Annotated in this window: 15 protein-coding genes; 9 read left to right on the forward strand and 6 right to left on the reverse strand. The window is 39.6% G+C overall.

The genetic code is table 11. The features are described 5' to 3' along the window. Positions 1-80 precede the first annotated feature (80 nt). The 4 genes from M2408_RS08795 to M2408_RS08810 form a co-directional block, all read right to left on the reverse strand. A complete protein-coding gene (locus M2408_RS08795) occupies positions 81-464 on the reverse strand; it encodes a 5-carboxymethyl-2-hydroxymuconate Delta-isomerase (RefSeq protein ID WP_259180925.1) in 384 nt (127 codons plus the stop codon). Between the two features lie 205 nt (positions 465-669). Then, positions 670-906, reverse strand: coding sequence for a hypothetical protein (locus M2408_RS08800; RefSeq protein WP_120257052.1), 237 nt, complete (start codon positions 904-906; stop codon positions 670-672). A gap of 112 nt (positions 907-1,018) precedes the next feature. Continuing rightward, positions 1,019-1,906 carry an alpha/beta hydrolase gene (locus tag M2408_RS08805; protein ID WP_259180926.1) on the reverse strand — a complete coding sequence of 296 codons (888 nt, stop codon included), beginning with the start codon at positions 1,904-1,906 and terminating at the stop codon, positions 1,019-1,021. Positions 1,907-2,042: 136 nt separating this feature from the next. Continuing rightward, on the reverse strand, positions 2,043-2,687 hold the full coding sequence (locus M2408_RS08810) for a DNA alkylation repair protein (RefSeq protein ID WP_259180928.1): 645 nt from the start codon (positions 2,685-2,687) through the stop codon (positions 2,043-2,045). 303 nt (positions 2,688-2,990) lie between these two features. Here M2408_RS08810 and M2408_RS08815 point away from each other — a divergent pair, with 303 nt between their 5' ends. The 9 genes from M2408_RS08815 to M2408_RS08855 all read left to right on the forward strand — a co-directional run bounded on the left by M2408_RS08815 (position 2,991) and on the right by M2408_RS08855 (position 10,969). Beyond that, entirely contained in the window at positions 2,991-3,506 is a 516-nt protein-coding gene (locus tag M2408_RS08815) for a hypothetical protein (RefSeq protein WP_259180930.1), read from the forward strand. Positions 3,507-3,664: 158 nt separating this feature from the next. Continuing rightward, a complete protein-coding gene (locus M2408_RS08820; RefSeq protein ID WP_259180932.1) occupies positions 3,665-5,317 on the forward strand; it encodes a carboxylesterase/lipase family protein in 1,653 nt (550 codons plus the stop codon). Between the two features lie 280 nt (positions 5,318-5,597). Beyond that, positions 5,598-6,731, forward strand: coding sequence for an NAD(P)/FAD-dependent oxidoreductase (locus M2408_RS08825; protein WP_259180934.1), 1,134 nt, complete (start codon positions 5,598-5,600; stop codon positions 6,729-6,731). 32 nt (positions 6,732-6,763) lie between these two features. Next, entirely contained in the window at positions 6,764-7,435 is a 672-nt protein-coding gene (locus tag M2408_RS08830; protein ID WP_259180935.1) for a methyltransferase domain-containing protein, read from the forward strand. Beyond that, positions 7,432-8,484 carry a type III polyketide synthase gene (locus M2408_RS08835; RefSeq protein ID WP_259180936.1) on the forward strand — a complete coding sequence of 351 codons (1,053 nt, stop codon included), beginning with the start codon at positions 7,432-7,434 and terminating at the stop codon, positions 8,482-8,484. Before M2408_RS08830 ends, M2408_RS08835 begins: the two co-directional genes overlap by 4 nt. A gap of 17 nt (positions 8,485-8,501) precedes the next feature. Beyond that, positions 8,502-8,939 (forward strand): 3-hydroxyacyl-ACP dehydratase FabZ family protein, encoded by a 438-nt coding sequence (locus M2408_RS08840; protein WP_259180938.1) that lies wholly within the window; start codon positions 8,502-8,504, stop codon positions 8,937-8,939. Continuing rightward, positions 8,936-10,207: a beta-ketoacyl synthase gene (locus M2408_RS08845; RefSeq protein ID WP_259180940.1), complete on the forward strand. Its 1,272-nt coding sequence runs from the start codon at positions 8,936-8,938 to the stop codon at positions 10,205-10,207. Before M2408_RS08840 ends, M2408_RS08845 begins: the two co-directional genes overlap by 4 nt. Before the next feature lie 4 nt (positions 10,208-10,211). Beyond that, entirely contained in the window at positions 10,212-10,466 is a 255-nt protein-coding gene (locus M2408_RS08850) for an acyl carrier protein (protein WP_259180942.1), read from the forward strand. Then, positions 10,463-10,969 carry a 4'-phosphopantetheinyl transferase superfamily protein gene (locus tag M2408_RS08855; RefSeq protein WP_259180945.1) on the forward strand — a complete coding sequence of 169 codons (507 nt, stop codon included), beginning with the start codon at positions 10,463-10,465 and terminating at the stop codon, positions 10,967-10,969. Before M2408_RS08850 ends, M2408_RS08855 begins: the two co-directional genes overlap by 4 nt. A gap of 167 nt (positions 10,970-11,136) precedes the next feature. Here M2408_RS08855 and M2408_RS08860 read toward each other — a convergent pair whose 3' ends face one another. Both M2408_RS08860 and M2408_RS08865 read right to left on the reverse strand, forming a co-directional pair. After that, positions 11,137-12,732: a RagB/SusD family nutrient uptake outer membrane protein gene (locus tag M2408_RS08860; RefSeq protein WP_259180948.1), complete on the reverse strand. Its 1,596-nt coding sequence runs from the start codon at positions 12,730-12,732 to the stop codon at positions 11,137-11,139. A 10-nt stretch (positions 12,733-12,742) separates the two neighbouring features. After that, positions 12,743-16,000 carry a TonB-dependent receptor gene (locus tag M2408_RS08865; RefSeq protein ID WP_259180952.1) on the reverse strand — a complete coding sequence of 1,086 codons (3,258 nt, stop codon included), beginning with the start codon at positions 15,998-16,000 and terminating at the stop codon, positions 12,743-12,745. Between the last annotated feature and the right edge of the window lie 34 nt (positions 16,001-16,034).

Genomic DNA, 16,034 nt, shown 5'->3' on the forward strand with positions numbered 1-16,034 from the left:
GAATGAATAGGGATCATCGTGATCCATATCTCAAACGTAAATGAGATGGATCATTTTAGCCGAAAATTAATGTGGAGATCCTATAATTCGAAATGACGGTCATGATTCATATTCTGAGGATTTATTAACGAGCTGTTGCAATAGGTTGCTGCTTCAAATTCGCTGATGCTAACCGAAAGGAAAGAGATCGAAGAAAGCAATTTCTTGAGACGGGCAGTGATTGTTTTTGAGAGATTTGCCTTTTGTTCCGTAGTTCGTCCCTCCATAATATATCCGAAGACATGTAAGAAATTAGTCTTATTGCTTCCAAGTTTATAATGGTGGAATGACTGAATTCTAACCTTTATGTCATTGTTAGCAAAAATTCCTGTAGCGTCTGCGGTATCATATACAGCGTCCATGAGTTCGTCGGGAGCTATCGTTTGAAGAATATCTTGTGAACATTCTATAATAAAATGAGGCATAAAGAATATTATCTGTTTTATACCTAACAGAAGGAATTCGAAATTGTTTATCAGGATTTTATCATCTCTAAAAGTTGATCGTCAATTTCGTTTACCCCTATGTTGCAGGGCTGATACTTTATTATCCATCTGTTTTCATACGTCCCGTTTTAAAGGGGTATGAAAACAGGTGAAGTGTATTCAGTATTGAACGATTTAGTTCATCTTAATCATTGTCATGATTTTCAGTAGCATATGAAAACTTAATTGATTTTTGTGGATAAGTTTCCATACTCATACGGCTGGTATTTTTGATGATACTTTTTAAGCTGACCCGATCACCCAATTTAAAATAAGCTTCTACGATTTGATAATCCAATAGATAAGGGCCACAAAAGTAATTTCCATTGGCATCTTTTTCTATGGTTCCCTGATAAAGTCCCGCTTTTGTTTCTTTTGGCATATGTGTTTTATTTGAAAACAAAGGTAGGAAGAGTAATTGGTAATTCGGTGTCAATTGTCATATTCCTTTCGCGACTGTCAATATTTATAGCCAATAATGGCATTATCGTCATTTATTTCGCATGTTGGTTTGATCTTAATATCGTGCTAATCCATTTCAGATAAACTTTGTTTTTCGAGAAGTCATTATGCCCTTCATTGTTTAATGTGATGAAACGATCTGAGCTTTTTAACAGTTTGGAAAGTTTCGCAGAGGAACCATAGTAGACAGCCTTATCACTGCTGCCGTGGAAAATAATAATCGGACATTTTACCTTCTTCAAATGAGATGCATTATCAAAACGGAAGGGGATATTTGTGGTGTCTAATTCAGGAGCAACATTGTTTACCCAGTCTGCTAAATTATAATATGGGGCCTGTAAGATCAGCAGACCCGGCTGGTTGTTGGCTGCAATATTAGAGGCAAGTGCACTGCCCATAGATTGGCCCAATACGATAATGTTATGTTCAGAATAGATTGTCTTTAGTTTATTATAGACTATTTGAATATCATTATATAGCATACTTTCATCGGTAACTTTACCTTGGCTTTTGCCATAGCCACGATAGTCAAGCATAAAGATATCATAATTATTCGCTGTATATATACGCGCAATTTTACCCCAAGTGTCCAAGGCTCCATTGCTTCCATGTAAATAGAAGATGAGACCTTTGGGTATTTTGGTTTTAAATAATAGTCCATTCAGAATAATACTATCCTTCATCGGAATGTATTTCTCTTCAAAAGGGGTATCGAAATTGAAAGCTAAATTTTCGATCTTTTTACCTGGGAATAATTGCTCGGTCAGCAAAGTGTTCCATTCTTCTTTCGACCACGATTTTTTATCCTGACCATTACAGATGGAAGGAAAAATCATCGTAGTAAGAAACAAGTATATCACCCAAATAGATAACTGTTTGGTCCATATTTCCGTAGATGATATATTGATATCCGATTTCATTGCATTGTTAGCCTGTTAATTGGGTGTTCTTTCTAAGTTATTGCTAATATCTCAAATTGAGATTTTCCGCCGTGCGATCTCAATTTTTGGCCACCGGGATATATCACCGGACAACTTTATGAGAAATCCAGTGATTTTATTTATTAAGTTTTGCAACCTGAATGGCGATGAACTTTGGTAAATAGTTTGGTGTACAATTTTTAGCCACCATTTCGTCTTTATAAAGCCCTGTTTGCTCACCGATATTTATACATCTTTTTCGGAAATTTTCCTGAAAAATACCGATTTGAGCGGCGGTAAAATTCATCGCCCACTGGACTTCAGATACTTCATTTTCAATTCGGGTTTCAATCTTCGAAAGCAATTCCTCGCTATTGGGCGGCGGTGTTTGTCCCACCCATCGCAGTCGGGCTTGATGGTACCAAAAAGTACGTCTTTGAAGGGGAGATGTACTATTTTCCCAACTTTCCATTAATGCGATTGTACGTTTGTCTTTGGCAAGTTGATTCGCCATAAGCCAATCAATCAGCTGCAGTTTTTCGTCTTCCCGATGTTGTTCAATATCACTGACCAACCTGTCAATAATTTCTTTAGAAAGTAATTTCTTGTCCATCAGTAAGATCGCCAATTGTCGGGCAAGGTAGTGTGTTGTAGACCACAGTTCCATGGCTAGTTCGTGGTCTTTTTTTATATCGTTAGCAATTTTACGCAAGTCACCAAGTTTGGTCTTCTTGTTGCTAATTTGCGTGATAATATTTTCTGCTGTCGATGATAGTTCCATAATTGTTTTCCGATAAATAACAGATGAACGACATTTACTTGCTTAATCATTGTCAGGACACCAGTGTAAGGTGCATCTTATTATATTTATGTGCTGATCAAGCGTTATTATATCGTGAATTTACTAATTTTTTAACTGCCGATAACATGGTAAAATATAATCGGTATAAATTATTATTCTATTTTTGTTTGTTGACCTCGTCTTTTTGAGCAAAAGACAAGAACCTACTTGTTTGGTATAAAGCTAAGGATGTGCGGAGGCCGTTCAACAAGATGGCGATACTTTTGACGTTATATTTAGATAATGGAATTAAGAAAAGAAATTGAACCTGATTTTCAAACATTGGAAAAACGTTATCCGGAAGTTCTAAAACTCATTCTGGCATATTCTGACTATTGTGAAGAGAACCGGGATGAAGATAATACCGAATATCAAAAGCTTGAAAATAAGCTTCATGAAATGACGGGGAAAGATATATCTCAATTTAATCTTTGGGAATGGTGGGAGGAAGAAGGCGCTGAAGTTTTGGCATTCAGAATATCACTTCCCGCTCCGAAAATTATTGAACATATCACAAAGGATGAACTGGCAGAAATTGTGCGACGGCAAAAGACTTTTGTTATGCAGGACGAGGATGATAAAAGTTTGAAAGGGCAGTTTCATTATCATCTTGATGATTATTTCATTGATTTTCTAACCTTAAATTTTACAACCTTTGACCGCAGATTGTTTCAAAGACAAAAAGATAAACAGGGCAATTATTTTGAATATAATCAAAACGAAATTGTTGAAAAATTATGGAATGACGGTGCGAGATAAAGTAAAGGCATTTGATTTTGTAATTTAACCAATGCCTACAAGCGAGAGTTTACCTAATTGGTGCAGTCCTATGTAAGATATTGAAAACCTGTTCGTTTAATTTTATTTTAGTATTTTAACTGAGTGAATACTAAATCATAAACTAAGCGAACATTATTATGATAAAGACTTTTTTTACTGTCACCGCGATCCTGATTATATCATTTGTTTTTGCCCAACAGCCTCAAGTAAAGGTTGAGGAGGGGATAATGGAGGGAATTACGTTATCCAGCGGAGTGCAGGCATTCCGTGGGATTCCTTTTGCAAAACCGCCGGTTGGCAATTTGCGATGGAAAGAACCACAACCTGCCGATCATTGGACAGGGGTTCGAAAGGTAGATCGCTTTGGAAATTCACCAATGCAGAAAGCGATCTATGGGGATATGAGATTTCGTTCTCCGGGTATAAGTGAAGATTGCCTCTACCTGAATATATGGCGACCAAAGGCGGGGGAGGCTGGTAAACTTCCTGTTTTAGTTTATTTTTATGGTGGCGGCTTCAATGCCGGTGATGGATCAGAAAATCGTTACGATGGGGAGAGTTTTGCCAAAGAAGGCATTATTGTCGTTACGGTCAATTATCGTTTGGGCATCTTTGGTTTCTTTGCGCATCCGGAACTAACCCAAGAATCACAAAAAAATGCATCAGGGAACTATGGTCTCCTGGATCAATATGCGGCATTAAAATGGGTCAAAAAGAATATAGCTGCCTTTGGAGGTAATCCTGATGAGGTTACCATAGGTGGCGAATCTGCAGGAAGCATGTCTGTTTCCGCTCAGATGAGCAGTCCGCTTTCTAAAGGGCTATTTAAGCGTGCTATCGGTCAGAGCGGAAGTATTTTTAATTTAAGATATGGTACTATTTCCCTTGGGGAGCAAGAACAACAAGGTGTTACATTTGCGGCCAAAGTCAATGCAGGCAATCTCAGCCAATTGCGTAAAATTCCTGCCGCAGAACTACTTGACTGGGCCAGTGAGCCCGGCGCCTTTATGACACGTCTGATCATAGATGGTTATTTTCTCCCCAAATCACCGTTGGAAATATTTGAAGCAGGGGAACAGTCCAAAGTTCCTCTACTTGCGGGCTGGACGTCTACAGAGGCTCCTTATCTCGCCTTCACAGGCAAGTCTTATCCATCACCGGACAACTATGAAAGGTTAGTACGCGAACAGTTTGGCACTGGAGCTGATGAAGTACTCAAATTATATCCCGGAAAAACAGAAAGTGAAGTCCTCAAATCGGCGACTGGGCTAGCCAGTGATAATTTTATTGTTTACAGTACTTGGAAGTGGCTCGATTTGCAACGAAAAAACAGTGGTCAACCTGTTTATGTTTACATATTTAGCAAAGCGCGGCCACCGATGAAAGTAGCTTATAGCAACGTGGAGACAGGGCTTGCTGGTGGGATAAATAAAAAATCTGCCAATACGGACAAAGAGAATCTGCCACCGGCCCTCCCGGGAGCATCCCATGCCAGTGATATTGAATATCTATTGGGAAACCTGAAGAGCAATGATGTTTTTGACTGGACGAAGGATGACTATAAAACTTCACTACTGGGACAGCGCTACTTCATCAATTTTATTAAGACCGGTAATCCCAATGGAAGAGACCTTGCTGTGTGGCCAAAAACCACAGCAACAGATAAATTTATGAATATACTTAACATAGCTATTGAAGCAAAGGCATCTCCTGAGCAATTCAGAGACAGGTATCTTTTTCTTGACGGTTTATTTGTTGAAAAGGAGCAAAGATTTCTAAAAAGTCCATAGCCAATTCCGTTAAAGCTCTGATCGATAAAAAATATAAAGATGAAAGGAGGCTCTTAGCTTTCTATTTACCGCAAGCTCAAAACTATTTATGGTCATAGCTGTTATCAAAGAAACTTTTCATAAACCAGATTAATCATAAGGCTTGTGAGCCACTTTGCTGAGTGTGCTTATTTTTTAGCATTATTTTGTTTAAATCAAACGGGAGATACCAATTGGAGACTGTGTATGACTTATGAAGATGATATGTTAAAGATTACCAATGTAAAACGAATTGTGATGTATGGCAGTAAATCCTGATGTGATAATTATAGGTGGCGGTCTTGCCGGGCTCACGAGTGCACTTCATCTGTCCAAACAAGGATTAAAAGTAACATTAATCGAAAAGCACAATTATCCTCACCATAAAGTGTGTGGAGAATATCTTTCTAATGAAATTGTACCCTATTTGTGTTGGCTTAACGCCAATATAAATGAATTGCATCCAACCTATATTCAACATCTTAAATTCACGACGCAAAATGGAAAATCGGCTCAGGTCAAATTGCCCTTGGGCGGTATTGGCGTAAGCCGGTATTGTTTGGACGATTTCTTATACCAAAAAGCAAAAGCAAATGGATGTGCGATTGTGATAGCCAGCGTTTCTGGAATATCTTTTAGTGACGATATATTTGAGGTTTCGGTTCAAGATCAGATTTTGAGAGCAAAGATTGTGCTTGGTGCTTTTGGAAAACGTGCCAATATCGATCAGATTTTAGCTCGTGATTTCATGAAAAAGACATCGAAATGGATGGCGGTTAAAGCACATTATTCAGGTGATTTTCCGGACGGCCTAATTGCGTTGCATAATTTTCCGGGAGGATACTGCGGCATTTCAAAAATCGAGCATAATGCGATAAATTTATGTTATCTAACAGATGTAGAGGTGTTTAGAAAATATAAAAATGTCGTCGATCATCAGAAGCATGTCTTGTTTACGAATAGTCATCTTAAATGTTTTTTTGAACGCAATACGGTACTTTTTGATAAACCGCTTACCATTAGCCAGATTTCATTTGAAAAAAAAACAGTGATAGAAGATCATATCCTGATGATCGGCGATGCGGCGAGTCTGATCCACCCCTTTTGCGGTAATGGGATGGCGATGGCGATACACAGTGCAAAAATAGCTTCTGAACTTATTGTGGACTATTATGCTGGCAAAATAACCTCACGTGAAGGACTGGAAAAAAGTTACATCAACCAATGGCGAAAAAACTTTGCGAGACGCCTATTTTTCGGAAGGATTTTAGCAAAAGTGCTACGATACGAAGTTGGTATTAGGGTCTTAATGAGGGTTGCCACACTTTTTCCCGCAGTGTTGACATGGATAATCAAACAAACTCACGGAAATATGAAGCAAATAAAATGGGGATAAATACAAAGTTTAGAACTGAGAAAAACGAAATTATGGACGATTTTTCACTTGAAGGTGATGAACTCCGCATTACTTTGGACGAAATATCGAAAATAAATCATTTTTTGGGGGGCAACAAGATTACTTTAGATGGCGTCCGGACATTGTTATTAAAAGCCGATACAACCAAAACACTAAACATTGTCGATATCGGCTGTGGTAATGGTGAGATGTTACGTATGTTGAGCAACTATGGTTACAGTAATAATATAGATCTTAAAATAGTGGGAATAGATGCCAATCCATTCACTGTTGACTATGCTCAAGTTTTATCAAAAGATTATCCCAATATTTCATACCTGTGCGGCGATGTATTCGATAAGAATTTTGAAATGGCAAAGTTTGACATTGCACTATGTACTCTTACATTACATCATTTTGATACTGATCAGATTATAGAACTAATAAATATCCTTGTCAAAATTTCAAACATAGGGATAGTAATCAACGATTTGCAGCGGAGCAAAATTGCCTATCGACTTTTTCAAACCATTTGTGTTGTTTTTAAGTTAAACAATATGACCAAGAAGGATGGACTTATTTCAATATTACGTGGTTTTAAGAAAAATGAGCTTGAGGAGTTCTGCAAACAATCACATTTAAAAAACTATATGGTCCAGTGGAAATGGGCATTTCGTTACCAATGGATAATTTCCAATATATGAATGTTAAAATAATAAGTGTTGCCAAGCAACTGCCCAAATACTCCAGCACAACTGCTGAAATACTTCCACTATTGGATATATGGCTTAAGGGCCAGGAGCACCGGTTTATAAAAAAAGTAAAGAAACTTTTTGAGGGTTCGGCTGTCGACAGGAGGTATGCTATTATGGATCCGAATGAGGTTTTTACTGCAACATCATTCGAGGAGAAAAATAACATTTACATGCGGGAAGCCATAGTATTAGGTGAGAAAGCACTTCGTAAGGCTCTCGAAAAGGTAGGATGGACACCCCAATCTCTGGATTATATCATCACCGTCAGCTGTACAGGGATTATGATACCCTCATTGGACGCATATCTTATCAATAAGATGAAACTCCGGCAGGATATTGTCAGGCTGCCAGTTACTGAAATGGGTTGTGTTGCTGGAGTTTCCGGTATTATTTACGCCAAAAATTTCTTGCAGGCCAATCCCGGAAAACGTGCTGCTGTAATTGCCGTCGAAGCACCAACAGCAACCTTTCAGCTGTCAGACTTTTCAATGTCCAATATAGTTAGCGCTGCGATATTTGGAGATGGCGCCGCCTGTTGTTTACTTTCATCTCATGAAGCAGATCGAGGACCTGTGATACTTGACCAACAGATGTATCATTTTTACGATACTGAAGACATTATGGGGTTCAAGCTAACAAATGGCGGTATGCAGATGATATTGGATGTTGAGGTTCCCAATGTGATCGCATCGCATTTTGATGCAGTCATACATCCATTTTTACAGGAGAATAGTTTAGAAATTGAAGACATAAAATATATGATTTTTCATCCTGGAGGTAAAAAGATTGTCGCAACAATAGAGCAGATTTTTGCCGAGTTTGGCAAAGATATTACAGATACCAAGGCCGTTCTGGCCCAGTATGGCAATATGTCAAGTGCTACAATTCTTTATGTTCTCGAGCGTATCATGGCACGCGACCCTCAGGCCGGAGAGCTAGGATTAATGTTGAGTTTTGGCCCCGGTTTCTCTGCACAGCGAGTTTTATTACAATGGTAATCTTAAAAAACAAGTCGATGGATTTGAATGATATTATTGCGCAATTGCCTTATGGGGAGCCATTTTTATTTGTGGATGAATTGATGCATGTAGATGAAGAAGGTATTATAGGAAACTATACTTTCAATGAAAATCTAGATTTTTACAAAGGGCATTTTTGCGGTAATCCAATTACTCCGGGCGTTATTTTGACCGAAGTAATGGCTCAGATAGGGCTGGCCTGCTTTGGAATTTATTTGCTCGGTAGTGATTTAAACAATGGTATTGCGATGGCATTGACCTCATGTGAAATACAATTCTTAAAACCGGTGTATCCTAAGGAGAAGGTTACCGTTATTTCGGATAAGATATATTTTAGGTTCGGGAAGCTCAAGTGCGCTGTCACACTGAAAAACGAAGCCGGACATGAGGTTTGTAAAGGGACCCTGTCAGGTATGATGACGAAAGAGATATGAATAGAGTTGTAATAACTGGACTAGGGGTAGTTGCCCCAAACGGAGTAGGAGTACCCGCCTTTTCAACGGCCATAAAAAATGGACTTTCGGGTATAATGCATGATCCTTTACTGGAAAGGCTACAATTCTCTTGCCAGATAGCAGGAACGCCAGTGATATCCGAAGATCTCAAAAGACAGTATTTTACCGACTTGGAGCTGAGAGGATTTAATAGCACCGGAATATTATACGGTGTCATTGCTGGTATGCAAGCATGGGCAGATGCAGAGCTACCAATAGATGTTACTTCTGAACCGGATTGGGACAGTGGAACTGTTTTTGGGTCAGGTACCTCCGGCATAGATAAATTTCGTGAGAGCATTTATAAAGTAGATGATCTGCAAACACGGAGGCTAGGAAGTACAGTAGTGGCACAGACGATGAACAGTGGAGTCAGTGCATACCTAGGAGGAAAACTCGGGCTTGGAAATCAAGTGACAACCAATTCATCAGCTTGTGCTACGGGTACGGAAGCCATTCTGATGGCCTATGACCGCATTCGTTCGGGAAACGCAAAACGGATGGTAGCAGGAAGTACAGGAGATAGTGGTCCTTACATCTGGGCGGGTTTCGATGCCCTGCGGGTCTGTAGCTCTCAATATAATGAACATCCACAACAAGGGGCTCGGCCAATGAGTGCAACCGCCGGAGGGTTTGTCCCCGGTAGTGGAGCGGGTGCTTTACTATTAGAAGATTTGGAAAGCGCCTTGTCGCGTGGGGTAAGGATATATGCAGAATTGCTTGGAGGCCAGGTGAATTCGGGAGGTCAGCGTGGAATGGGGAGCATGACAGCTCCTAACAGCGATGCTGTGCAACGATGCATCATCGATGCACTAAAAAATGCCGGCATTTCTGCTATGGATATTGATGCTATCAACGGGCATCTTACTGCAACAGCCAAGGATGCACTCGAAATAGAAAATTGGACCAAGGCGCTTGAACGTAGCGGGAAAAACTTCCCTTACATCAATTCGCTCAAAGGCTTGATCGGACATTGTCTCAGCGCGGCAGGTAGTATTGAAAGTGTCGCTACAGTATTGCAACTGTACGAAGGGTTCTTGTTCGGTAATAGCAATTGTAATGATCTACATCCCGACATTGCTGCTCTTATAGATCCGCTGAAAGTACCGCTGAAAACAACCTACTTGAGACCCAATATTGTAGCTAAAGCCAGTTTTGGCTTTGGCGATGTAAATGCCTGTCTAATATTTAAAAAATTTAATAACTAAGTCTATGAACAGAGAAGAACTAATTGCTGCATTAAGACCTATCATAGCACCATATACTGCAAATGATGACGCTTTTGGGAAGCTTAGCGAGAATACTGATTTCATCCATGACCTCCAGATCAATTCTGCCAATCTGGTTGATATAGTATTGGATATTGAGGAGAAATTCGATATTGTTATTGACAATCCCGATATGGAACGTATGCTCAATGTAAAGGCAGCTATCGATATCATAGAAAGCAAACTTCAAATGAAATGATTGGTAATGACGTCATCGATCTGGTGCAGTCCCGCAAAGACAGTAATTGGCGACGTAGGGGATTTATTCCGAAATTATTTGGTGCTGATGAGCAATTGTTAATAGCAAATAGTCCAGATCCCGAGACTACGCTATGGCTCTTATGGAGTATGAAAGAGGCAGCTTATAAGGCATGGAATAGAGAAACCAAGATCCGGAAATACATGCCCAAAAAACTGGTTTGTACAATATCCCGACAGTCGGTCAGTAATGCTTGTGGCCGGGTTGTTTGTGAAGGGAAGATCTACTATACTGAAACAATTTTTGCACCTGATTTTATACATTCCATAGCTGTTAGTGTTTTTAGTCATCTAGACTACGTTATTGAGATCGAAAAAAATGAAATTGTCAAAGATCATTTTGGCATTCCATATATTGCTGTAGAGGGGGAGTCAGAACTATTTGCAGCTTCAGTAAGCAATCATGGCCGTTTTGAAAAAGTAGTTACAATTTTGCGCATATAAGGTTGTTCTACTTCTTGTCATTTGTCGGAAAGGTCTATTTTTTCGCTTAGGTAGGCTATTCCTATTAAAAGTTGTATTGAACAAAAGAATAATAAAAATGTAAGAGCGACATTCCATAAGGAATGCCGCTCTTTCAATATCGGATAAAAGGATACTGTTGTATTGGATTAGTAACCCGGATTTTGCACCAAGTTAGGTTCTACCTGAAAACTACTTTCGTGAAATGGCCATAGGTATTGGTGATTTAAGAACTTTCGATCCTCAATTTTAAGTACCTCAGACTGTCCAGCACCATTCAAACGCATGTGACCGAGAGCTGCTTGATTAAGTACCGTTTCTGCCGTTTTCCATCGCAAGATATCGCTATAGCGTAATCCTTCGCCAGCAAATTCGATTCTTCTTTCGTTGCGGATGAGCGCTATCCATTCCTGCTGTGATTTTGCAACTAAATTGACATCCGCAATGCTCATATCAAGTCCGGCTCTTTTGCGAATTTGGTTGATACAACTTTTAGCCAGTTCATCTATTTCATTCAACATAATTTTGGCTTCGGCATAGGTTAAAAGGACTTCGGCGTAGCGGGCTAAAGAAAAATGCATATTTCCACCAGTACGGAACGCATCGGCTTGGTCCACAAATTTCTTAAACCAGTATCCCGATCTACTACTGCGTAGGTTTTGGTAGTAAAAAGCGCTTTTGGAATCATAGATGTCTATTTTTTCATTATTGAAGAGATCGCCATGACCAAATACACTGGCTTCATATCGTGGATCGCGGTTTAATTTTGGATTAAGCTCATAGGCTTGCTTGCTGTATAATGGACAGTTGTCAATTGGCCGCCCCTGTAAAGTCCAATAACTATCCACGAGTGCTTTTAGAGGAACGACATAAGATTGTCCATTTCCGGTTCGATATTGTGGAGCCAGATGTTGAAATGACGCCGTTGCTGAGTTATTATGACTCTCCATATCGAACTTTATGATAAACTCTTTGTTGGTTTTATCTGCTTGATAGTTAAATAGATTGGCATATTGTGGGTGCAGTTGATATTTTCCACTATCCATTATTTCCTTAGCAAGCCTCTCCGCCAGTTCGTACCTTCCATTATAGAGCGCATAGCGCATAACCAATGTTTTAAAAGAATACTTATTGAACATATATGCATTTGTAGTACCTTCATTTTCTGGAAGTCTATTCGCAACATCTTCACTCATTTCAAAGAGCTTGTCGAGGATTTCGGCTTTAGGGGTCACTGCTGGTGTTGCCTCTTCCAGTTTAACAGGAGTAAGCACAAAAGGGACATTACCCCAAAATTCTGTGATTCTGAAGTAATGCCAGATGCGCAAACCTTCAAGAATTGCTTTATACCTTTGCCGCGTAGATTCATTTTCGACATAGGGTACATCAACATTTGCCAAATAGGTGTTAATGCGTCCTATATGCTGATTGTGTAAATTCCAGTAATAAACAGCTAAAGCAGAGTTGCTGGTCATATTACCGTTGGCAATGATCATATGGTGGTCTGTCTCAATACGGGCATAAGCATTGTCCGAACGACCTTCGGTCATATAAAAAAGGAGACGACGTTCACCAGGGCCCATAAAAGCATCCAAATAACTGCTATAGACCACACGACGTAAATCCTCCTCTGTGTTAAAAAACTCATCAAAGGAAGTTGCTGTTGGATCCCGTTTATCAAGAAATTTTTCGCAGCTACTAAGTGTTGCCAAAGCTATTATCAGGGTAATAATTTTCTTTTTCATTGTTATGATATTAAAAAATGCTCGCACTTAATCCAAAACTGTATGTTGCCATCCGCGGGTAATTTCCATTACCACTACCGATCCGCTCAGGGTCTAGTCCTTCCCATTTTGTCAAGGTGAATACATCCTGAGCGTTTACATAAATCCGTAGGTTTTTGACACTTTTACCAATGGACGGAAAAGTGTACCCAAGTTGAAGTGATTTCACACGGAAATAGGCCGCATTGCTGAGCCATACATTACTCAAAAGTGTGTTCGGTGTAGAGCCTGTCCATAGACGTGGGAAACGGCTATTTGGATTTTCCGGACTCCAATGGTCGGCAACATATTCAACACGTGGTGCCCCAAGATCATTGCTGTTTCCATCTACATAAACTGGATAGGCTTCCTGACCAGCTAGCCTACCAGTTCTCTTACCCACACCTTGACCTAACGCAGAAAAATCCCAGCGTTTATAATGCAGGTCAATATTGATAGCGTAATTGTAATAGGGTAGTGGATCCGCCAGATAAACGCGGTCATTGTCGTTAATGAGGCCATCCTGATTTTGATCGACATAGCGGATATCGCCAGGTCTAGAATTGGGCATTTTTGCTGCTGTTTCATCAATTTCTTGTTGACTCTGAAAGTAGCCATTTGATTGAAAGCCATAATAATTATTGATCGGGATCCCTTTATACCATATCTGATCATTGTTACCTTTGAAAATCAAACGGTCATTTTCATTATAGCCAGCCTTGAGTATGCGGTTGCGATTATTGAACAGCATCGCACCGACTTTATAGGAGAAATCATCTTTCTTGTCAGACCAGTTAACCGAAACTTCCCAACCATCGTTCTCTACCGCACCAATATTTACTGCTGAGACCAGGGTGTATGAGCCTGTTAGGGGCGGAACAGCAAATTGGTCATAGATTAAATCATACGAATTCTTATGGTATACCTCGGCTGTTAAAGAAAGTCTATTTTTGAACGCATTCATATCGAGACCAAGATTCCATTGTTTTTGTTTCTCCCATGAAAAATTAGAATTAGGGACGCGCATTGTCCATCCCCAAGTATTGACAGATTCCTGCCACAGATACGGGGCTACATTTTCATTACCAATTAAACCGTATGAGGCACGGATCTTAATATTGTTAATCGCCTCGGATTCGAGAATAGGTTTGAAAAAGTGTTCATTATGCAGGTTCCATGCAAAGGCCCCTGATGGAAAGAATCCCCAGCGATGACCCGGTGCAAATTTACTGCTTCCATCCGAACGACCTGTTAATTCAAATATATAACGGTTATCAAATGAATAGTTTAATTTACCAAAAAAAGAAGCCTTGCTAATTTCTCTAAAATCGGTGAAGGTATAGCTCATGATCTCAGAACCTGCGGTGAGATAGATTTTGTCTTTGTCCTGACGTAGTTCTTTATTGTAATTTACCAATGCTCGCGCAGTCAGCTGGCTCTCGCTTACTCCCTGTGAGGCATTCACATCGTTACCCCATATGCTGATTGGCGCCCCTTTTTCATCAAAGAATTTGTAGGTTAATCGCTTTTGTTTGTCGGCAGATTTATTGATCATGTATGATACATTTCCTTCGATATTTAGGTTACTGTTAATATTGTATTTAGGTCGGAGATTGATCGTACTACGGTCATGCATATAGTTTTTGGTACCACCATGTTTAATCGAAGCTATCGGATTAATGTTGTTATGCAGAATGAATGGTTCAGGCCTGTCTACATCATAGTAGATCTGTTGTGTTGGGTTTAGGCGCCAGGCTTGTTGATAGAGCCCGTGACCATCATCATTTGCCATCAGCCGATTGACTTGCAGACGATGGGCGTAAAAATCGGCCATCAAAACAAACTTATCTGCAATATTGATATTTGTGTTGAATCTGGCCGAGAATTTTTGCGTCCCTTCAATATTGTTAAGGCCATTTTCCTTAATATGGCCCAACATAAGGTTAAAAGTACCTACACCACCGCCACCGGAAATACTAGCGTTGTTGTTGATTGCTGTAGATGTGCGTTCCATTATTTCATCCAGCCAGTTGACCCCTTTTATTTTTCCATTAGCATATTGTTCAATTGTTTCATCGGAATAGATCGCTGGTTGCCCTTGTTGGATCAGTGTTTCATTTCGCAATTTCATAAAATCAACTGCGCTAACAAATTCTGGAAGATCTATCGGTTTGTTTATTGCATACCAGTTGTTTGTAAAAACCTTGAATTGGCCAGTTTGTCCACGCTCCGTTTCGATGATGATAACTCCATTGGCACCACGGGAGCCATACATAGATGCTGAAGCCGCATCTTTAAGTACTGTAATACTTTTCACTTGGTTAGGATCGATATCGTGGATACTCTGTTCCATTCCATCTACGATGACCAGAGGATCGGCATTTTGTAGTGTACTGATACCGCGAATAGAAATGGTGCCAGGTACACTGCCAGGAAGGCTATTCCCTCGCATCATTGTAACACCAGCAATTGTTCCCGAAAAGGCATCCTGCATTTTATAGATTGGACGGTTTTTTACTTTTTCCATATCCATTTGGGATACGGAGGAGGCGAGGTGCTTTTTATCGACCTCTGAAAATCCAACGACCACCACCTCTTCAAGCCCAATTTCGTCGTTGTCCATGACGATATTGAGCTCAGTTTTGTTGTTGATGGGAAGTTCAAGTTGCTTAAAGCCCACCGCACTGAAGATCAATGTACCTTTATTCCCGTTTGGGAGAGAAAGTTGAAATTCGCCTCTAGCATTTGTTGAGGTTCCTATGTTTGTCCCTTTGAGCAAAATGCTGACTGCATTTAATAGATTTCCTTTTGTGTCATGTATTTTCCCTTTAATAGTTCGTTGCTGATACAGCATTTCACTACTTGATTGATCATCAGATACATTTTCCTGTTTCCGTTTTATGACGACGGTACCACGATGTACCATGTAATAAAATGCGCTATTTTTAAAGAGCTGATCAAGTGTTTTATTCAGGGTTGCATCTGTTATTTCAAGATTTGCTTTTTCATTATTCAGTAAGCCCTCCATAAAGATGAAACGTACTCCTGTCTGCTTGGTGATGTTTTTGAGTACCGTTTCAATCTTTGCATTTTTGGCGTGCAGTGTAATCTGAGCAGAGCTTGAAGCATAGGCACCCATCATGGATGTTGCTAATAATATTCCTGTCAGTTTCATTTTGATTAGATTGTTCAAAATTTTTCCTTTGTCTATAGGACAAAGAATTCCTTTTGAATAAAATAAATTATTCATAATTTGGTAGAGAATTAATAGTTTATGATCAGTT

The organism is Sphingobacterium sp. BIGb0165, from assembly GCF_024810095.1.
Taxonomy (GTDB): Bacteria; Bacteroidota; Bacteroidia; order Sphingobacteriales; family Sphingobacteriaceae; genus Sphingobacterium; species Sphingobacterium detergens.